At 42.5% G+C, this 19,151-nt stretch carries 22 protein-coding genes; 2 read left to right on the forward strand and 20 right to left on the reverse strand.

What is annotated here, in order from left to right; genetic code table 11:
* Positions 1-56 precede the first annotated feature (56 nt).
* The 20 genes from J8L98_RS22570 to J8L98_RS22665 form a co-directional block, all read right to left on the reverse strand.
* The gene (locus J8L98_RS22570) at positions 57-824 is read right to left on the reverse strand and encodes a hypothetical protein (RefSeq protein WP_210998324.1); all 768 of its coding nucleotides are present in this window, start codon (positions 822-824) and stop codon (positions 57-59) included.
* Between the two features lie 543 nt (positions 825-1,367).
* Positions 1,368-2,195: a hypothetical protein gene (locus tag J8L98_RS22575; protein WP_210998325.1), complete on the reverse strand. Its 828-nt coding sequence runs from the start codon at positions 2,193-2,195 to the stop codon at positions 1,368-1,370.
* A gap of 9 nt (positions 2,196-2,204) precedes the next feature.
* Entirely contained in the window at positions 2,205-5,198 is a 2,994-nt protein-coding gene (locus J8L98_RS22580) for a hypothetical protein (protein ID WP_210998326.1), read from the reverse strand.
* Positions 5,198-5,737: a phage tail protein gene (locus tag J8L98_RS22585; RefSeq protein WP_210998327.1), complete on the reverse strand. Its 540-nt coding sequence runs from the start codon at positions 5,735-5,737 to the stop codon at positions 5,198-5,200. The genes J8L98_RS22580 and J8L98_RS22585 overlap by 1 nt, the downstream gene beginning before the upstream one ends.
* The gene (locus J8L98_RS22590; RefSeq protein WP_210998328.1) at positions 5,734-6,651 is read right to left on the reverse strand and encodes a phage tail protein I; all 918 of its coding nucleotides are present in this window, start codon (positions 6,649-6,651) and stop codon (positions 5,734-5,736) included. Before J8L98_RS22590 ends, J8L98_RS22585 begins: the two co-directional genes overlap by 4 nt.
* On the reverse strand, positions 6,644-7,663 hold the full coding sequence (locus J8L98_RS22595) for a baseplate J/gp47 family protein (RefSeq protein WP_210998329.1): 1,020 nt from the start codon (positions 7,661-7,663) through the stop codon (positions 6,644-6,646). The genes J8L98_RS22590 and J8L98_RS22595 overlap by 8 nt, the downstream gene beginning before the upstream one ends.
* 164 nt (positions 7,664-7,827) lie before the next feature.
* Positions 7,828-8,286, reverse strand: a complete 459-nt coding sequence (locus tag J8L98_RS22600; protein ID WP_210998330.1) for a hypothetical protein — start codon at positions 8,284-8,286, stop codon at positions 7,828-7,830.
* Between the two features lie 12 nt (positions 8,287-8,298).
* A complete protein-coding gene (locus J8L98_RS22605; RefSeq protein WP_192507031.1) occupies positions 8,299-9,066 on the reverse strand; it encodes a hypothetical protein in 768 nt (255 codons plus the stop codon).
* Positions 9,067-9,200: 134 nt separating this feature from the next.
* Positions 9,201-9,500, reverse strand: a complete 300-nt coding sequence (locus tag J8L98_RS22610; RefSeq protein ID WP_210998331.1) for a hypothetical protein — start codon at positions 9,498-9,500, stop codon at positions 9,201-9,203.
* A gap of 2 nt (positions 9,501-9,502) precedes the next feature.
* Complete coding sequence (locus tag J8L98_RS22615) at positions 9,503-10,384, reverse strand: hypothetical protein (RefSeq protein ID WP_210998332.1); 882 nt, start codon at positions 10,382-10,384, stop codon at positions 9,503-9,505.
* Positions 10,385-10,802: 418 nt separating this feature from the next.
* Entirely contained in the window at positions 10,803-11,114 is a 312-nt protein-coding gene (locus J8L98_RS22620; protein ID WP_210998333.1) for a hypothetical protein, read from the reverse strand.
* A gap of 63 nt (positions 11,115-11,177) precedes the next feature.
* Positions 11,178-11,963, reverse strand: a complete 786-nt coding sequence (locus J8L98_RS22625; RefSeq protein WP_210998334.1) for a phage tail protein — start codon at positions 11,961-11,963, stop codon at positions 11,178-11,180.
* 12 nt (positions 11,964-11,975) lie between these two features.
* On the reverse strand, positions 11,976-12,503 hold the full coding sequence (locus J8L98_RS22630) for a phage tail protein (protein WP_010367839.1): 528 nt from the start codon (positions 12,501-12,503) through the stop codon (positions 11,976-11,978).
* A gap of 221 nt (positions 12,504-12,724) precedes the next feature.
* Positions 12,725-13,639 (reverse strand): phage tail protein I, encoded by a 915-nt coding sequence (locus J8L98_RS22635; RefSeq protein ID WP_210998335.1) that lies wholly within the window; start codon positions 13,637-13,639, stop codon positions 12,725-12,727.
* A gap of 9 nt (positions 13,640-13,648) precedes the next feature.
* Positions 13,649-14,473 (reverse strand): baseplate J/gp47 family protein, encoded by an 825-nt coding sequence (locus tag J8L98_RS22640; protein WP_210998336.1) that lies wholly within the window; start codon positions 14,471-14,473, stop codon positions 13,649-13,651.
* Between the two features lie 84 nt (positions 14,474-14,557).
* Complete coding sequence (locus J8L98_RS22645) at positions 14,558-14,806, reverse strand: hypothetical protein (protein WP_192507023.1); 249 nt, start codon at positions 14,804-14,806, stop codon at positions 14,558-14,560.
* The gene (locus J8L98_RS22650) at positions 14,803-15,201 is read right to left on the reverse strand and encodes a 3TM-type holin (protein ID WP_210998337.1); all 399 of its coding nucleotides are present in this window, start codon (positions 15,199-15,201) and stop codon (positions 14,803-14,805) included. Before J8L98_RS22650 ends, J8L98_RS22645 begins: the two co-directional genes overlap by 4 nt.
* Complete coding sequence (locus J8L98_RS22655) at positions 15,201-15,617, reverse strand: glycoside hydrolase family protein (RefSeq protein WP_210998338.1); 417 nt, start codon at positions 15,615-15,617, stop codon at positions 15,201-15,203. Before J8L98_RS22655 ends, J8L98_RS22650 begins: the two co-directional genes overlap by 1 nt.
* Positions 15,618-15,639: 22 nt before the next feature.
* Complete coding sequence (locus tag J8L98_RS22660) at positions 15,640-15,999, reverse strand: hypothetical protein (protein ID WP_225738302.1); 360 nt, start codon at positions 15,997-15,999, stop codon at positions 15,640-15,642.
* Positions 15,974-16,231 carry a helix-turn-helix transcriptional regulator gene (locus J8L98_RS22665; protein WP_192508520.1) on the reverse strand — a complete coding sequence of 86 codons (258 nt, stop codon included), beginning with the start codon at positions 16,229-16,231 and terminating at the stop codon, positions 15,974-15,976. The genes J8L98_RS22660 and J8L98_RS22665 overlap by 26 nt, the downstream gene beginning before the upstream one ends.
* Before the next feature lie 585 nt (positions 16,232-16,816).
* Between J8L98_RS22665 and ettA the strand changes: the two genes are divergently transcribed.
* Complete coding sequence (gene ettA / locus J8L98_RS22670; RefSeq protein ID WP_210998339.1) at positions 16,817-18,481, forward strand: energy-dependent translational throttle protein EttA; 1,665 nt, start codon at positions 16,817-16,819, stop codon at positions 18,479-18,481.
* 96 nt (positions 18,482-18,577) lie between these two features.
* A complete protein-coding gene (locus J8L98_RS22675; protein ID WP_192507019.1) occupies positions 18,578-18,940 on the forward strand; it encodes a PilZ domain-containing protein in 363 nt (120 codons plus the stop codon).
* The last annotated feature ends 211 nt before the right edge of the window (positions 18,941-19,151 follow it).

Here is a 19,151-nt window from a genome sequence, read left to right on the forward strand (position 1 = left end):
AGGGTTTGAAAATAAATAAAGATATTGATGAAATGAACACGCACGACACACCCTCACTATTGAGATAGCGCGTCATAAAAATACAAAGCAATACTGCCTGAACTCAGAGGTACTGACGTTGACTCATTACTGATCGTACTCGTTGAGACTGCTAAGTTCATCGCACCTGTCACGGTTTGCCATTCATCATTAGCCAAATAGGCACAAAAGTTTGGCCCACCTTCACCCGCTTGCTGGTTCAGTTTAAATCGCATTGGCACACTCTTTGGCACATAATACGGATTCCACTGCCCCATCACCCCTTTTGGAAAAACCCTGACTACATCATGAATGTCGCCGATAATGTCTATATAAGGCATTGCGTCGAATTCATCCGTGTCAAATTCGGTTGCGACAACAATTTGAGCTTCTACATTATTGGCATTACCTGTACTAAACCACGCATGGGATCCGGTATTGGGGTTTACAAGCACAATACTTTGCCCGCCATCAGTGATTTCACAATGTGTTACACGCACCCAAGTATTTAACACATGACCACCCGAAAAAGACTCGATATTCACTGTACTTTGTTCTGGGTTCTTACCCACATTTAAAAATTTAATCCAAATAGTTTGACTTGAAAATTGTGCCCCCTCTCCAAGAGAGAGATACTTATCACGCTGATAAAATAATTTATTGTCAGCTAAGGGGTTTATCTGCTTAGGTAATACCACACTATCGAGATAAATTTTACTTTTTGATGCTTGGCATAACCCGGTATTAATTAATGTGAATGGCAGTTTCATAAGTGATGACTGTCGCGTTTTTAAAGCATGAACCATAAAGGCTCCTCTAGTATGAGTTAGATAGAAATACGCAGCATCATTTACGTAAGTGCTTGCAAATAAAGTAGTAAGATTAAATAACCTCAGCTCTGAATAAGCGAATTTGCCCAATAAAGCTATTTTTCTCACTCTCGGCGTTGTTTTCAAAACATTTTCTATTCCAGAACCCTTACCCAAACCTGAGTTTAAATAAAAAAATGCTGATAAATGCCATTAAAAGTAATGACCCTACAGGCAAGAAATGACCATGTGAATGCACTGAATGTGAAGAGTTAATAATTGACAGGTATTTCAAATATAAGGGAATAATAGCAAGAATATGGGAATGGAAACGGTCAATATTGACCTAATATCAATAATAGTAAAGGCAACCTTAAATAATATTAAGTGTTCACAATAAATAACCATAATAAGGGTTCGATATGCGCACGTACTTAAAAACAAAAAAGATTAAAGCGATATTAGCCACTTATAAAGCGCTTACTCAATATAAGTGGCTAGAGTGATTGTAATTAACCTGAGGTTAACTAATCTTGAGTATTACAGATCATTGATCCACAACCTAGTTTGTTCAAGGCCAGCAGCTTTGCATGCAGCGACCAGTTGCGCTTTCTTGACTCTGGTTTGGCTATTGTCAGCCAATACCCAAGAAACGCTTTCGGTGTCATCCATGACAACCGCAGCGCGGGCCATACGGGTTTGCGCTATTTCATCGCCATCAAATACCAGCCCTTCAACTTCAACGGTAATGGCCGCAACGTCAATGGCGCGCTGCGCTTTAAAACGCGCGCGTTTGACTTGTCCAATATGTTCAGCGCTGTGCGCCTCGGTTGCGGGGTGGTGATAGGCAATCAATGCCTCATCATCAAACACTACTTTGGCGGGCTCTGCTTCAGTGGTGAGTGCTAAATCAACGTCAACAAAACTTTGCTTATAACATGCTCGGCGCAGCGCCAAATCAATTGTTGGCTCACTTGGCAGCTCAGGCACGACCTGCGGTTCATCCGGGTTAGTTGCATTATATGCCACTGCCGCATCAATCGATGCTTGTGTTTGCGCTACATCCACCAGCCACTGCGCGTGTGCAGCGTCATAATTGGCCTGCTCTTGCGCAATGGCTTGTTGTAATAGCGCATTAATTTGCGATCGCGGATGACGCAATGCCATTTTAGTTTGCACATCTTGATACGTTATTTCATGGACTGTCACTTCATGAGCCGTTTCTGCTACAGCCACTTCTACGGCATGAACTGCCGTCATATGCTCTGGAGTGCCAGCTACCAGCGCTTCAAGTTCAGTGCTTGACTGAGCACTTGATTGAGTGCCTGCTTGTTGATTTGTTTGTTCATTTATTTGTGCTTGAGTCATGGTCTTTCCTTAGTCGTTATGGGCGATGCCAAGTGGGATTTGCGTATGGTGGCAGAATACTTTAACCGTGTTGCCGTTGAGATCAGTTTTTACATCTTCACCGTTAACGATGGGGATAGTTTGGTCGTCGCCCCAACTGCCGCCATCTGCGGTATTTAATTTACGCAATACAACTTGATTTGTCGGCCCATGAGTTATGTCTCCGTTCTCCATTTGGATGTAGTCTGTATTGGTATAAAGCACAAATGTCTTCGTTACTTCACACACGTAATAACCTTTAGCACCATAATTTGTTAGACGATAAAAGTTCCCTTCAGTATATGTGGTATTTGAACTTGGGTTTACGTCAGTAAACGTGGGTGTATGGTGTTTTAATTCAGCGCCGTGTAATTGTAGGTAATACAAGCCATTTTTTTCAGTAATGGTAGGGAGTGCTTTCACAGCAGGTGAGTTATTTGCTGGCTTTGCCACATCCATTAATTGATGTTTAGGCTCATATAACAGCTTATCATTCATCACTTGGCTAGATGCTACAGAGTACGATTTAAAAGTTGGGTCTGATACGCCTGACTTACCAATTTTATTGGTTAAGCTTGGATGCAATCTATTCCCTTGATTTGTACTCGCACTCAGAGAAACAAATATATCACCGACACAACTATCCACAATATTTGAGCTAGTTGCCAACTCAGTAAAATTGGCTTGGCTCTCATAGGTTAATAAAGTCACAACTTCTGGGTTCCAGCTGCCTGAACTGGTATTCAACAAAGCATTATGTCCAACATTTGTATTTGTCCATGTAGCACCTAAATCTCTGCTATAACTTGCATTTAGAACGGCATTGGTCATTTTTCTATTTAACGGGTAACCGGATGAGTTATCTGGTAGTTTTGGTACCCACTGCCCAACAACTCCATTTGGAAAAGTGGTCGCAATACGTTCTGGGTGACCAATAATATCTACCCAAGGGAGTGAATCGAATTCAGCACCCTGCTGCTCTGTTGGGTAAAGCAATTCGGCTTCAATAGTCGCGCCTCTACCTTCACTAAACCAGTTTACATTCTGTGTTTTAGGGTTGGTTAACGCTATTAATTGATTGTTACTTTCGATTGAAAAATCATCAATGAATAACCATTGGTTTAAAGCTGTTCCACCTGCGTATGTGGTCAGGTTAGTATTACCTGCGGATAAAAACTTAATGGCAACAGGCGCCCCCTTAAACTTTTGCCCATTTTTAAGGCTGGATAAATAACTATTTGCGCCAAAGAATGTTCCATCAATTAACGTATTTTCTTCTGATAAATGCGCTGCTTTATATATATATATTGTGATAGCTGAATCAAAGCAGTTACCTTTTCCCATTTTAGTAAACGGTACTTTCCCTGCACCACGCAAAGTGCCTGCCACCGCTTTGCGCATGGTGTCTTCGCGTAGTTTATTTACATCAAGCTTGTTGGCGTTTAAACGCAGGTCTTCAACTTGACCCGCGTAGATGGCATCGTAGTATTCGTATTGATCTGAACGACCAGATCTACCGGTACCACCAGAGATACTACCAGTAATTCCGACAATGGTATTGAACATTCCATCGTCTTTATTAAAACAATCGGAGGTGCTAGCCACGAACCCTTCTGGCAGCCTTTCATTTCTATACCATTTCAAAAATCCATATCCACGTTCTTCTAAAGAAGCACAACCCATAGGATTGTAACTTGGGTGATAAGCACCTTGGTTCATGCGCTGAATAAGGGCAATGGGTACGGCTCGCGCGCTATTATTAAATGCAACACCGGCACCAGCCGAACGCTGGCGCCAAAGTGTTCGATCATAACCAACCTCCAAATTCGTAGTAGAATGTATCCAAGTTTGGTTATGAAAAAAGTTATTACCGTCTACGGCCCAATCTATACGACTTACGCTTTGCCCTCTAACCGCAATCCGGTTCACGTTTAATCCATAGTTGAGACCAAAAATCGCTCCCGACGCCGAAGCGCCATTAATGGTTCTTTCATCCCAGTCATTACTTTTCCCCTCAACAACCCGTATTCTGTAACGCACTTGAATATACCCTTTAGCTTGCGGGTCATAATAAATATTATTCTCTAGCTCACTTAAAAACATCGCTTTTTGTACGTCAGTTAATGACGACCACCTAACACCATAACCCTTGGTGTTCTCATCCCACTCGCCAAAGGCTGAATAGCCCTGTGCAACCAAGTTATTGGATAGTGCTATACCTTCATAGCTGCTTACACCGTATTGCACGTTACCCAAGGGGTAAACGATGTCTTTATCTGAGATTCTTTCATGCCATGACTCTAGAAACACTAAATCTTTGCGAGAGGTAATGACTTTATTCGTGGCCGTTTCAGAGGTGAATGCAACCTCGGCGTTGGTGTGTTGAGTTACTGTGCCTGTGGCCGAGTCGTAGGTTTTAGTGCCGTCTGGGGCGGGCGGTAAGAGAACTAAGTTAGCTTGATATGAAATACTCGCATTAACACCGACACTATCTAATTCAATATTTACACCATCCATAACAACACGAGGGGCTTTTAAGCTGCTCTGGCCAATAGCATTCGTGTTTGCATGAAGCCCCGAACCTAAGTTAATACGATTTGAGCCCGTAACCTCAATGGACATACCTTCATTTATATTTTCCCAGCCATTGCGATGTTTCCCCCACTCAACAAACCCGCTCCCCGCATATTTTTGCTTTCGATCAGCGCGTAATGCATCAAACTGTACTTTAGTCATTGCTGGCAGCCAAGGGACTACCGCGTCGTCCATGCGCGCTTTAATTTCAGCATTTACTGCGTTGGCATCGGCCTTTACTTCGCTGATCGCGCTGGCTGTGGCTGCTGACATGGTATTTTTTGCGGCCTCAACCTCATTATTAATTTTACTCGTATGAGTGCGCACTGTATTCGTTAGCTCGTTATTTACTCGGGCTAATTCTGCATTTGTGTCATTGAGTTTTTGAATTTGTGACTCGATGGTGCTCATTATAAAAGTCCTTTTTCGGCTAATTGTTGATAAAGATTGACGATATTGGTGTTGGTTTGCGTTTGTGCAGTCAGCATTTCAGTTTGTACTTGGGTCATTTGCATAAACACGTCGTCGTAATACATTTTTAAGTCGCCATTGTGGGTGACGGTAATGGCGTCGTGTGGCGCGGCACTGAGTAATAAGTCAAACCCCTGCACAACCGTTGCCATGGGCGTGAGGTAAAAAAGGACATTTTCAGGATGTGACCAAAGGGCAAATAAGGTGCCGTCTGATAAGAAAAAGCCGACCTCTCGTACTGCATAGTTGGTGTCGCTGGTGAATTTACCCGACACGCGAAACTGACCGTTTTTGTAGTCGGTGGCGTCACCCGTCTCTACTATGGCCTTTTCATTTCTCAAAGCCGTGTCGTTTTTGTTTGGCGTGTACCCCCTATCGCCAATCGCGATATGGCTGAGGTGTACGCTCAAGCCCTTTTCCTTCGCATTCACCGCTTTATTTAAGCCAGCTTGCGTAATTATAGGTTGATAAGTATTCATAGAATTTCCATGTATGAAGTTTGAAATGTGGTGGTGTGTGTGGTGTTAGCAACATAAGTTTGGCAAAGCGCAAAATCCCCATCAGCATGTTGCTGCAACTGCTCCATGCCTATTGCATAATTGCTGGCTGCACTTTGTACTGTAATATGACTTAAATCGAATTGTTCATCTGCATTTTGCTGTAACTGCTCAGTGCCTATTTCATAGTTACTGGCTGCACCTTGTACTGTGATATGACTTAAGTCGAATTGGTCATCGGCATTTTGCGCTAACCGCCCAGTGCCTATTTCATAAGTGCTGGCAACGCTTTGTAACGTGACATCACTGGTATCAAACTCGCCATCAACACTTTGCGCGAGGTGATTGGTTTTTAGCGTGGTGCTTTGCCCTGCGGCCGCCAAGTACACGTTATTTTGCTGAATATTGCCAATATGAAAGTCAATTTGCGTTCTACAAGGTTTGTTAGCAGCAATTGCCTGCCACAGTTGTGCTTGCAACTTAGGGGTGATAAAGCTTGCGCCCTGTTCATCTAAGTTGTTTTTAGCCAAAGCCAATACTCGGGCGCTGTGCGGTGGGCCACCGATTTGCCACCATTCTTGTAGTTCTAAGTCTGCATCGAGTGCATTGAGGGATTGCTTTAGCGCCCCGACCGTTCCTTTAATACGGTGATTTGGTACGCTGGCTGCGATCACTTGACGCTGAATATGCTCAGGCCACGCACTGTCCCATGCGTCAACACTTAAACCATGAGCAAGCCAAGGTAAAAAATGTGCAGGGCAATTATTGGGGTCCCAAAGATGCTTTAACTGAACAGGTATGTCTTCAAGGCGTGCGCTGGCTTCAAGCAATGACGACTCAAGCAATGAGCTATTAGCAAGCGTTAACTTGGCTGGACGTTCATCGCTATTAGACATTGCGGTGCGCCTCTACAGAAACCGTTAGTTGCGTGCAATATGCCGCTTGATTTTGTGCAACCACAATATCGGCTGTGGGCCTAACTAATTCCACTCGCTGCACCCCTGCGCTATGCAACACAGCATATAACCCCGAGAGTGAAATATCGTGACCAAGCTTGTGATGAGTATTGAGCCACGCTTGGCATGCCGCTTGTGACTCAGCGCATATTTCATCGGCATTTAAACCCGGGTATAAATGCAGTTTTGCTTTGACTTCAAAATCGAAGATGTGGGGTTTTAGCAAATTTACCCTGTCTGTGAGTGGGCGAATATCATCTTGATTTAAATGTTGCTCAACTGCCTGTAAAACAGCACTTGATGGCGTGCCATTCCCTTCATCAGATAATAATGTAATGGCAACATCACCGGGCATGGGCGTAATTAAATCGGCACTATAGGTGTTTTTTAGCAGCATAGTCCCGCTGGGTAATTGCTCAGCCATGGTTGAAGGAGGCGCTTGCATCACAAACTCTGGCGCTTCAATAAACACATCTTTAATGTGTGAAGACGCCTTATAACTATGAAACGCATACGCCCCAACCGGTCCTGCGGTGCTAAACCCTTCTAATGCCAGTTTAATACGGGTACGAAAACGTTCATCGCTTTCAAACGCATTTGGATCATCACTCGCGACACTATTGACGTTATTTGCCTGATCACCCCCTGCTCTTACCGCCCTTTTTACACCAAATCGTTGCCCTAAATAGTCCAGCTCAGTGCGGGTGGCTTTTGCCAATAAAACCGCTTCGGCCCCTTCATTGATGCGTGCTCTTACTAATAACTCTCGATAAGCAAAACACTCAATGAGTTTTACTACTGGATCGCTGGCAAAATTTAGCTGCGCATCTGGAAAGCGGGTTTTGTAATCTGCGAGGATCGCACTGCTTATGGCGTCAAAGCTAAGAGACTCTACAAGGCTTGGCGTGGGGAGTTGGTTGAGTTCGATGGCGCTAAAATTCGTTAAACTCATAATTTGTAAAACTCATAATTTGTAAAACTAAGAATTCGTTAAACTAAACACTCGCTATATCGTATTGTTAGTGGCCAAACACCTTGCCCGTAACACCTACTTGTGGTGGCCTTACGGGCAACGTGATAACGCGGCCATTATCACCAATATGGTATTGCTGAGGTTTACTTACTAAGCACTTGGTTAACCGCAGTGGCGCGCGCTGATATTTCATCCATTACGCTTTGCTGACCTTTGCTTTGATACGGGAACGTTAATGACCCAGCAGCCACGTCTGCCTCAATGTGGCCAATTGCTGATTGTAATGACGTGGCTGATGCGCGCACTTCTGCCAATGTGGTGGCTTTGTTAAGCTTATTAATAAAACCACTGAGTTCGTTAAGGAGTAAGTGCGTGGTGTCTGAGGTTGTACCAAGCAATGAGTCTGTATCAGCCACGTGTGCTGTGATGTCTGCCCGTTTAGTTGCTTTTGATAGAGCTATTTCTTCAAGTTCAGTCAGTTCAACAACATAGGTTGCGCTTTCCCCGAACTGTTCATGCACTAGTTGCATGGTTGCGTCAGGCGGTGTACCGAAGTCATAAAATTGATCTACTATCTGATTATTTACTTTTAATTTAGCCATTATATTCTCTCCTTAATTATACGCAGGTTGGTCAGCATCACCTAAATATGCAAACTGCCCCCATTCCTTATTGGTTAAATCGACATCTCCAGTTACCACTGCTGGCAATGCAACTTGAATAATGCCTGTTTCTGTTTCAGGTTTTCCCATGCCATTTACATATGGGTGACAATGGGTGTAACTATTACGCCCAGAATGACTTAGCAGTTGACCACATAATTTTGCTGGTTGATTGGCCTCAAGACCTTGACACCAGTAACCATTAGGCACCACTCCTTTAATATGTTTAACTATGGCAGCAGCCGTAGATACAGTGGTTCGTCTACTATACTGATACATTAAATATGCTGCTTGCCCTTGATTTTCACCTCGGCGATTTGGGTAGTACTCAAACTCCCATATCTTAAAGCTCCCAGCGAAATGCTGTCGATCTGAGTTAATCGCTTGAAGAAACTCACGAGCAAGAGCGGATCGTTGTTCTGGCAAAGAGCCTGTAACGACAGTCTCAACAACTTTAGCACTTTTAACAAATCCCCCGCTCCAATTAAGCGGGAATGTACTATCACTGTTTGGTAGTAAAGCTTGGTTTTTAGTTAAACGAAAATGAGACTGCTTGCCTCGGGTTGAATCAATATAGTTATTCACTTGATTAATATAGCCATCAACGGTGCTTTTAGCTGACAGCACTTTGTTATCTATGTCTTGAATTTTGTTATCCACAATGGTGGTGAGGTCATTTGAGGCCTCTATAAGTTTGGCAATATCTTGTTCTAACGCCATGTGTATTTTCTCCATACATTTTAAAAAAAGCGCATACAAAAAAGCCCGCAAAAGCGGGCTATGTATGCAATAAAAAGTTGATTGTGTTTGATCCGTTAAAGTCGCTTATAAAACGGGTTGGTTTTATAAGTCAGTTATTTTGGAAATTGTGTTTTAACCGCTTCGCGCTGTGCTAACCAAGCCGTTTTTGCTGTGCTTGCTTGTGCCGACGAGTCGCCAAATTCAGCGACGGCAGCCATGTAATCAAAGAACAAATAATCGCTTTGTGCGCTGTAGCTTTTTCTTCGTAGCGTTTGTACTTCATCGGTATTGAAAATCACTTCAAAATCATCAGCAGCAACGCCGGCTTCTTCAGCAATGTGCGCGCCATGGACTAGGTCTTTAATACCACCTGCAAAATTAGTTTGCGTAGAGATTTGTTTTAATAGCGCCATGGTTATGCTCCTTCAACAACAGTTGGACCAACGTGAGAATACGGGTGGCCAACGCTATCAGCCCAGATCATGTTATCGCCATGATCGCCCATCCCTATATACGGCAATGCAATCGCCACTTTCATTTTACCAAGGCCTGAAAATATAGGTTGATGGCATCCACCCCAACCAGCTCTTGTTGCGTGCTTATACTGCCAGCCTTTGTTCAGATCAGAACTGTCGACTCTAATTGATGCCGAGCGATTTGAAGAAGGATAAAACTTCATATTACCACTTACTTCAAGTACATTTACCCAACAGCTGGCTTGGGTTAAAAACTCACCACGTCCCCATCCAGTAAAAGTGGGGCAACCTTGGTTAATAACGAATAAGAGACCATTATTTGCATCGGTTTCTCTGCCTTTGGTGATTTCTACATCAAATACCACCACTTTGAAATCAGTGCCATAATACGTATTTGATTCTGAGCGATAGTCTCCTAAAGCCCGCGCCTTAAAATCATCATTTGGCACAAGCCCATGCTGGGCCAACATGCTTGTGTTGAGTTTAGTTACCGTACTTACCCCTTCTGTGCCTTGATAATAAAAACAGCTCCATGGGGCGGCATGTGATTGTAATACGTCAACTGCCGTACCTTCTGGTTGGCCTGCGTTGATGTGTGCAAAATGCTTGGTGTCTGACAACATGTTTGGGCCAAGCGGCAGTGCTTTTTGAAAGCTGGCAATTTTTGCGTCTACAGCTTGCTCTTTAGCAGTGAGTTTGGTGTCAATCTCTTGCTTTTTTTGGTTTAAATGCGCGGTAATGTCTTGCACTTTACCGTCAACGGTGTCTGTGAGTTGGTTGGCTGATTTTATGAGATCAGCAATGTCTTGTTCTAATGCCATTCTATTTTCTCCATAATAATAATGAGCCAACCTGTATTCACTTATTGTTAAATAAACAATGTATGTAATACGACTACGTATGGCTCGAGTAAATGAGCATAAAAAAACCCACCAAAAAGTGGGTTTAGTTAGGGGCTGTTGGTCTTTCAGATTCAATTTTGCAGCAGTTTGATTGGCTTTTATACAAGGCAGAGGCTGCGTAGCATGGTTATTCCATGTGAGTCAGCCGATAACATAGTAGAAAAACCAATCAAGCGCTGCCTACCGGTTCTTTTGAGTGCCCTTTTCTCTTTGTTGCTTAATATTCGCTTAGACTACTAAACCACACATTAAGCGCCGCGATAAAAACGCGCTCATTGAGAACAAAAATAGAACCGCAAGTTCAACAGCCCCTAGTACTCGTTAAAAAGTTTAAACTTTAAGGTTTTGGATAATGCGCCTTTATTGATTTACGCGCCGTAAGCCATGTTACTTTAGCCGCTTCTGCTTGGGCACTTTGTTCGCCAAACTCCGCTTGAGCGGCAAGGTAGTCAAACGCTAGGCCGTCTGATTGCGCCTGATAAGCAAAGCTGCGTGCATGTTGGCACTGAGCCTCTAATTGCGCTTGCTTTGCCTGTGCAATAAGCCCTGCAACATCCGCTTGCGCAACACCTAAATCAAGCAAGGTTTTTTCTTCAGCAGGGACATTGACCATATCGTTTCCTGCTACCGTGAGTTTCTCTAAAATCATTATTAATCCTTCATTTTCTTACTTTGTGCTTTCTGCATTAACACCGACTGTAACGTCAGATGCTTATTGAGCAGCTGTAGGCGTATAAGGGTGATTCACATAAGGAATGGTATTGGCAATGGGGGCTTGCAACTCACTAAAAGGTAATGGCTCAGCAAACCAGCGCACTGACCAAGCGTCAAGTTCTACTTCTCGCAGCACTCGACGTAAATTATCGCTACCGTCATGATAACTGACATCCCCAGCCCAGTTTTTCGTGATCCGATACGTCAAGCCGCCACCACGTAAATACAAACCAGAACCCGACCGATACCAGGCACCAAAACCTCCATCAGTGCTTCCACTATATATTGGTTTATCTGGATTTACTTTCTCAGCATTACAGTACATTGCATAACTTACATGACTTGCTACATTCGAATAACGCTCACTAAAGCGCTTTATGTTCATGTAATTAGCATCACCACTCCAACTCGTTGCATTACCTTCAAGCTCTAAAAGTAACGCAGCTTGATGTGGTTGATTAGCATGTAGTGGCCTTTCTGTTACACTACCATTCCATGCATAGTTACGATGAATAGTTAACTTTCCAGTGCCAAAACTATTATCTGGAAAAGCCCACCAAACCGGATATAAATAATCTTTAGACCCGCCAATTTTAATCGTTTGAACATACCTTGGTTCTGGCGTTGCATCTTGAATAAATTGCTCAACTTGCGCTTCTTTGGCTGCGACGCGGCTGTCAAGCTGTGCCATTTTTGCATCGATGGTTTTTGCTTTATTGTCAATTACTGACGTGAGTTGATTAGTTGATTCAACCAAGTTTGCGATATCTTGTTCTAATGCCATTGTTTGCTCCTATTATTTCAAAACGCCTGCGTCCATCAGCTCAAACTTTTGTTTGATATGACGGTACATGTTGCCAATTTGTGCTGCACCTAACTTGGCCAGCTCCGGTGCAATTAAAATATTTAAATTAACACCTTGATCAATCACAGTAATTGAATCTGCTGGCACGCCCGTTAGTACAAGATCAAACGCTAGCAGCAAGTCAACTTCTGATGACTTATAAGCAATAGGTTTATCAGGATCTGAATAAACAGCAAACAAAGTGCCGTCTTCTAAATAAAAGCCCACTTCGTTGACCCAAAAGTTATGATTGGTGTCATCAATCACACTCATGTGAATTTGTGCATTGCCCTTGTCTTCGCCACTTGCCACAGAAATACGATGTACCTCTGCACCTAATGCCGAGCGACTTTGATGAGGCGTATAATTACCAGTACCGAGCCCTATTTTGTTAATTTTGGCTTGAAAGCCATTCTTTTCAGAATTAAAAACTGCCTCTAAACCCGCAGTTGTGATTGTTGGCCGTAAGATTGTGCTCACTGCACATACTCCTTAGGTTGATTTGATATCAAACAGCCTTGTATAAGCGACGCCAGCTTTAGCCTGTAGTGCATTTGCTATCATCTCTTATCAAAGGCTGCCTGATATAAGAAACAATAGAGTGTTATGTAGGGTTACTTAGTGTTTGATTACCTGTATTGTTGCCAATTTGCTGCATTACTTCATGTAACGTCACTTAACTAAGTAAACGCACACCCTCTCTATTGAGATGAATGAAGGTAAAAGCGACCTACGCTGAAGCGTCGGTTACTAAAATGAAATGCAGCGGCTAAAGAAGACTGTAAGTAATAGCAGCCTGCTGGTAATTTTTGGTCGCTACTCATATAAAATCGGCCAACACTGTGGCGTTGATTATGCAAATGCAACCCTGCGCCCAATGCGGCGGATAATTCACCCGATACAGCTTGGGTTTTGCCATAATGACGTTTAAGCCCATAGCGGTGTTTATTCACGACCGTGAGGCCCGCTGTCATTTCTGTGGGGGCGGCTTTCACCGGCACCGTGTCATAGTTTATACGTCCAACTTGTAACCCACTCGATGTGGTTGCAACAGTCACACCTAAGTCAAGTTTTGCTCCAACCAAAAAGTTAAAATGTGCTCTTTGTGGTTTGGTATGATTTGTAACCCGATAAATGGAGTCGTAAAGCGCCTGACTTAATACTACTTGCTGACTGGTATAAGGTGTTTCATTGGCCCAAGCGATAAAAGTAAATGTATTAGGTTTGCCACTGTGATGGGGTGCTAAAAAGACATCATCCACGTCCTCAAACCATTCAAAGAAATCCACTTTCAGACCTAATGAAGCAAGTGCCCGTTTTACCGAGCCAACGGTGCCTTTATGCTTATGTATGGTGACAGACTCTTGAATTAATGCCCTTTTGGTTTCTGTTGGCCATTGTTCGTCCCATTCATCAACAGATAAGCTCCATGCCAACCAAGGTAGTAACGTTTCAGGACACGTTTTAGGATCCCAATGCTTTGCCACATATTCCGGTATAGGCTTATTCGGTAAAAAGCTCGATGCTTGTTCAATAGACTGCTCAAGCGCACTGCCATTCATTGGTAGCAGAGATTGGAAGTCATTGGCCTCATCTGTGTTATTGTCATTTTTCATAGCGTCACCTTATGCAAATGTAAGATTTGGTAAGCTAGCAATAGCCGCCTGATTGACTTCACAACTGATGTCATCTTGTGGAGACAATAGCTTCACCTTTCTCACACCGGCTTGATGCAATGCATCAATAAGTCCTGAATGAGGCACTTCTTGACCTAATTTATAATGTTGTAAAGTAAACTCTGCTATTGCCGTGTCGATTTTTGCACTCACCGCACTTCGATCTGCACCATCATGAAAATAAATTTGTGCGCTGACCTCATACTTTTTAGGTGTAACCATATGTACTTTAACCAGATCCGTAAGTGGTCTAATATCTTCATCGTTCAAATGCTCACTGACCACATGCAAGACAGAATCAGGGTTGGCATTTTTTTCTGGCAATACATACACATCCACAATACCTGGAGCACTGGAGGTAACATACACATCTTTCACATGATGCGATGCTGCTAACGCTTGATACTCATACGCCCCCATCGTGCCCGCCATACTGTGGCTTTCAAGTGACAATGGGATCCGTGCCCGATACCGTTCGTCGCTTTCTGCATCGCCCCGTTTCACACCAAATAGCACACCCAAATGATTTAAGTCTTCACCTTTGGCATACGCAACCATAACAGAGCGCGCCGCGTCATTTATTCGCTGTCTCAACAACAGCTCGCGACTTGCAGCGATATCTAACAACTTAATCGCAGGGTCTGACGCAAGTACCGCGTAATGTGGAAAAGACGCTGTTAACGCATTTTCCATTTGTTGATAAATGTCGTCGTATTTTAGGGGTTCAATCACGTCTGGGACTGCCAAACGTGATAATTCAATTGCATTATTCAAATGTGCTGCTCCTCATAACACATGGCTGTGCACCATAGTGTATAATTGGCTGAAGGGGGGCGTCACGGGATCCCGAAACGGCGTTTAGTTAACTCTGGCTTTACTACTCAATAAAGTATCAAGCTTTTTATCTATGGAATCTAAGCGTTTTTCAATACGCTTTTGATCTTCATTTCTGATTTGTTTTAAATGTGACAGCTCTTGGGTATTCGTCGTGATCCGCTTATCTAAATCACTCAAATATAAAATCCCTGAAACCAATAATGTCACCGTTGTAATTATATGGGCTAAATTGAGCTCCTTTTTCATTTGCCACTGCTCCGGTTGACTCACTTAGCAACTCCGTTAATTTTTTCAATTGTTCTCAGCCCTGCCAACCCTAACATACCTAATGTTAGCTCAAGCATGACTTCCAAAGGTAATTCTGGTGCCCCTATTTCAGGCCAAAGCCATTGTAATATTGGATTAATTACAAATGAGAATAAAAAACCAAACCCACACACCCAAAGTAAAAATGGTCTAGCTCCTGCAACAAATACACTTCGATGCGATGCACTTAACTCACTTATTTTCGCCTGTACTTGTGCAGACTGTTCAATCAAGCGTGCTTTCAAAATATGTTGCTTCAGTACCTCCTCTTCACTCGTAAACAATTCATCTAAAATTGTCCCTACGGTTTCAATTGGGTCTTTAATTACAGGGCTAAATAGGGTTGATAAGATTCCCATTACTGCCATTCTCCACTTAGCATTTGTTTCGCGAGCTCATTGGCACGACCAGGTACTTGATTTGCCCATCGGCTGTGCAACATTTCAAGCGCTGCTTGCTCATAATTACCTTGCTCTAAGTTGGCAATCATCTTCTTAAAGCCCATTAACCCTGTAACGCCTAGGTTAAACGCCATATTAACCAATACAGCTTGGCGAGCTTCATTACAACGACTGACATCTATACGGCGCTTTACACCTGCTTTTGCTTCACGTATATCTTTTGCTAGCAATTGCTCTGCTTCTTCCTCATCAATCCCGTTGTCCTCCAAATTACGGCCATAACCAATTGTTAACTTTCCCCCTGTACAGTAATAAGGATATTGTTTATACCCCTCATGTTTTTTTATTTGCTCCACGGTGATCATCAATGACATATTCGTCCCCCTCTTTTTTTACTCAATTTGACAACTCAAGCATGAGACTTCGCTCAGCTTTAACTAACCAAAACTCTGCGGAACGCTTCGAATCAAAGCCAAGTAATTTAGACGTTTCAGTCATTGTCCCAGGCATCATGTAACGCGCTCTAATCGCCTTGATACATTCAGGTCGCAATTGTGAGATTAATGACGTAATCAACTCAATCTCATCTGGTACACTCATTGCTTCACTTGCAGAAAACCCGCCTGTGGGCTGACCGGTTCTATCAGAAATAGACTGAGACTTAAAACCACGCCCCATCTCCCTTTTAACCCAAAAGTTAGCCCACTTTTTAAGTGCAGCTCGAACTTGCTTAATCGTTATGTTCGTTGTCATCATTGATTTTTCCAATTACTTCTAAAATGTTTAACAGATATACATCTTCTACTAGACTAATCACATCATTCCACTTTGGGTCAAACTCACGATTTTCCCAACGCCTTAATGTTCGTTCTTCAATACCATAAGTTGCAGCAGACTCTGCCTGTGTATAGCCTCTCAACCGTCGTGCATAGCGTAATATCACTCCTCCCTTGGGCGTGCGCTTCACTGATAAACGTTCTCTATTCATGGCTGATTGATTCATTACTATCCTTTTAATTTCACATCTAGCAAGCCTGTAACTAAGGTCACTTACTTCAATCTGAAGTCACTTGCTTATATTTTTATAGTCATGCTGAAAGGAATGCTGCACTTCTATTACGTAACCATATTCCATTTGGCTAAAGCAGAAATAACGACGAATGTGCAACGTAATCGTAACTAAAGTATGTTATTTACAATGTGGATAATGAAATGCTACAAAATATGAGTAATTTCTATATGGGCTCGAACTGAGTCGTAACTTCAAATACACACCAAACAACCAGTACTGTTTACAAAACCTGACAACATGTTTTTTCAAGATACGTTAATATTACCGATATTCTGGTTCTAAAACAGGTCATTTATGACCTAATATTAATTACTTAAGTAAAAACAACAGGATAATATACACTTTGTTTACTCCGTTGATTTAGTAAACAATATATGCACTTTTGTTAAATAATGTATTCTTGTTAAGACTCTAATATAAAAGTATAAGTTCCTCCTAAATCATTGCTCCAACGCCCTCCTTTCTCTAAAATAAGAGCACCAATACAAAGTTTGGATTCTCATGGCTCAATATATTTATACAATGTCACGGGTGAGCAAAGTAGTGCCGCCTAAACGTACAATCTTAAAAGACATTTCGTTATGCTTCTTCCCTGGCGCAAAAATCGGGGTACTTGGTTTAAATGGTGCAGGTAAATCAACACTGTTGCGTATTATGGCTGGTCTAGACACCAGTTTTGAGGGTGAAGCACGCCCACAACCCGGTACAAAAATAGGTTACTTACCACAAGAGCCTCAACTCGATGAGAGTAAAACAGTGCGTGAAACGGTTGAAGAAGCCGTGAGCGAAGTAAAAAGTGCACTGTCGCGTCTTGATGAAGTGTATGCTGAATATGCAATGGATGGTGCTGACTTCGATGCACTTGCTAAAGAGCAAGGTCAGTTAGAAGCGATTATTCAGGCCCATGACGGTCATAATATTGATAATGTGCTAGAACGCGCGGCTGATGCACTGCGTTTACCTGAGTGGGATGCAAAAATAGAACATCTATCAGGGGGAGAGCGTCGTCGAGTCGCGATTTGTCGCCTACTGCTAGAAAAACCTGACATGCTGTTACTCGATGAACCAACTAACCACCTTGATGCAGAATCTGTTGCTTGGTTAGAACGCTTCTTACATGATTATGAAGGAACCGTTGTGGCTATCACGCACGACCGTTATTTCTTAGATAACGTTGCGGGTTGGATTTTAGAGTTAGACCGAGGCCATGGTATTCCATGGGAAGGTAATTACTCATCTTGGCTAGAACAAAAAGATGCACGTTTAAAGCAAGAAGAAAAATCGGAACAAGCACGCCAAAAATCGATCGAAAAAGAGCTTGAATGGGTTCGTTCAAACCCGAAAGGTCGTCAAGCTAAATCAAAAGCTCGTATGGCCCAATTTACTGAAATGCAGCAATCCGATTATCAAAAACGTAATGAAACGAATGAGCTGTTCATCCCACCTGGGCCACGCCTTGGTGACAAAGTCATCGAAGTAAATAACCTAACAAAGAGCTTCGGCGACCGCGTGCTCATTGATGATTTAAGCTTTAGTGTACCTAAAGGTGCTATTGTCGGGATCATTGGTGCCAATGGTGCAGGTAAATCAACCCTATTCAGAATGCTAAGCGGCCAAGAACAACCATCAGCTGGTAACATTGACCTTGGCGACACCGTTGAACTGGCAACCGTTGAGCAGTTCCGAGATGATATGGATGGCAACAATACTGTTTTCCAAGAAATCTCTGACGGGCAAGACATACTCAAAATTGGTAACTTTGAGTTCCCAAGCCGAGCTTATGTAGGTCGCTTTAACTTTAAAGGCAATGACCAACAAAAGTTTGTAAAAGAACTCTCTGGTGGTGAGCGTAACCGTTTACATTTAGCTAAACTATTAAAAGCAGGTGCAAACGTCATCTTATTGGATGAACCTACCAATGACCTAGACGTAGAAACCCTGCGGGCCTTAGAAAATGCAATATTAGAGTTCCCAGGCTGCGTCATGTGTATTTCGCACGACCGTTGGTTCCTTGACCGCATTGCAACACATATTTTAGATTACCGTGATGAAGGTCAAGTAAACTTCTTTGATGGTAACTATACTGAATATGAAGAATGGTTGAAAAAAACCTATGGTGCAGCAGCTGCTGAACCAAAACGTATTAAATATAAAAAAATTGGCTAAGTCGGTCAGATAAAAGCCCCTAGAATTGGGGCTTTTAAATTGGAATTGGCTCACTTTAGCAACTATGATTATTAAAACTGTATAAGAGAGTAACAAATGGAAGAGCGTAGACGATTTACTCGGGTATTATTTTCAAATACCGCCACGTTAATGACAGCAAGCGGCGACTATACCTGTAAAGTGCTAGATCTCTCTTTGAATGGTGCGCTCATTACCCTTCCTATTGGGTATGTTTCTTTAAAGAATGAACCTGCAAGCCTTAAATTCAACCTACCAGAAAGCGATATTGCCATTTCAATGGAAGTTGAAATTGGTCATATTGAAGAAGCACATTTAGGCCTGCATTGTTGTCAAATAGACATTGAGAGTGTCACGCATCTAAAACGACTTATTGAATTAAATGTTGGAGACGACGATATTTTACACAGAGAGCTTGAGCAGTTAGCTTGGGAAAAGTAACGAACTTTATTGCTTAACGACGCTGAATATTAGCTTTGATACCCATAAATTAAAGCTAATTTGCTAGATCATAAAAAATATAAAGTACTTGGTTTTAGCTATTACCCCTAATTCGAATTGACCACCTACCTCTTCCTAAAGCCAAATGTAGTCTTTGACGTATATTCATGTTGTTAGCCTTGAGAGTTGACACACACGTTGACACAATTTA

Origin of the sequence: Pseudoalteromonas sp. MMG013 (assembly GCF_018100885.1) — a bacterium.
In the GTDB taxonomy this organism is placed as follows: domain Bacteria; phylum Pseudomonadota; class Gammaproteobacteria; order Enterobacterales; family Alteromonadaceae; genus Pseudoalteromonas; species Pseudoalteromonas aurantia.

Bases quoted from the DNA above. Each gene is read 5' to 3' on its own strand.
- J8L98_RS22570 (WP_210998324.1), bottom strand. From the start codon at position 824: ATGGTTCATGCTTTAAAAACGCGACAGTCATCACTTATGAAACTGCCA.
- J8L98_RS22575 (WP_210998325.1), bottom strand. From the start codon at position 2,195: ATGACTCAAGCACAAATAAATGAACAAACAAATCAACAAGCAGGCACT.
- J8L98_RS22580 (WP_210998326.1), bottom strand. From the start codon at position 5,198: ATGAGCACCATCGAGTCACAAATTCAAAAACTCAATGACACAAATGCA.
- J8L98_RS22585 (WP_210998327.1), bottom strand. From the start codon at position 5,737: ATGAATACTTATCAACCTATAATTACGCAAGCTGGCTTAAATAAAGCG.
- J8L98_RS22590 (WP_210998328.1), bottom strand. From the start codon at position 6,651: ATGTCTAATAGCGATGAACGTCCAGCCAAGTTAACGCTTGCTAATAGC.
- J8L98_RS22595 (WP_210998329.1), bottom strand. From the start codon at position 7,663: ATGAGTTTAACGAATTTTAGCGCCATCGAACTCAACCAACTCCCCACG.
- J8L98_RS22600 (WP_210998330.1), bottom strand. From the start codon at position 8,286: ATGGCTAAATTAAAAGTAAATAATCAGATAGTAGATCAATTTTATGAC.
- J8L98_RS22605 (WP_192507031.1), bottom strand. From the start codon at position 9,066: ATGGCGTTAGAACAAGATATTGCCAAACTTATAGAGGCCTCAAATGAC.
- J8L98_RS22610 (WP_210998331.1), bottom strand. From the start codon at position 9,500: ATGGCGCTATTAAAACAAATCTCTACGCAAACTAATTTTGCAGGTGGT.
- J8L98_RS22615 (WP_210998332.1), bottom strand. From the start codon at position 10,384: ATGGCATTAGAACAAGACATTGCTGATCTCATAAAATCAGCCAACCAA.
- J8L98_RS22620 (WP_210998333.1), bottom strand. From the start codon at position 11,114: ATGATTTTAGAGAAACTCACGGTAGCAGGAAACGATATGGTCAATGTC.
- J8L98_RS22625 (WP_210998334.1), bottom strand. From the start codon at position 11,963: ATGGCATTAGAACAAGATATCGCAAACTTGGTTGAATCAACTAATCAA.
- J8L98_RS22635 (WP_210998335.1), bottom strand. From the start codon at position 13,639: ATGAAAAATGACAATAACACAGATGAGGCCAATGACTTCCAATCTCTG.
- J8L98_RS22650 (WP_210998337.1), bottom strand. From the start codon at position 15,201: ATGGGAATCTTATCAACCCTATTTAGCCCTGTAATTAAAGACCCAATT.
- J8L98_RS22655 (WP_210998338.1), bottom strand. From the start codon at position 15,617: ATGTCATTGATGATCACCGTGGAGCAAATAAAAAAACATGAGGGGTAT.
- J8L98_RS22660 (WP_225738302.1), bottom strand. From the start codon at position 15,999: ATGATGACAACGAACATAACGATTAAGCAAGTTCGAGCTGCACTTAAA.
- J8L98_RS22665 (WP_192508520.1), bottom strand. From the start codon at position 16,231: ATGAATAGAGAACGTTTATCAGTGAAGCGCACGCCCAAGGGAGGAGTG.
- ettA (WP_210998339.1), top strand. From the start codon at position 16,817: ATGGCTCAATATATTTATACAATGTCACGGGTGAGCAAAGTAGTGCCG.
- J8L98_RS22675 (WP_192507019.1), top strand. From the start codon at position 18,578: ATGGAAGAGCGTAGACGATTTACTCGGGTATTATTTTCAAATACCGCC.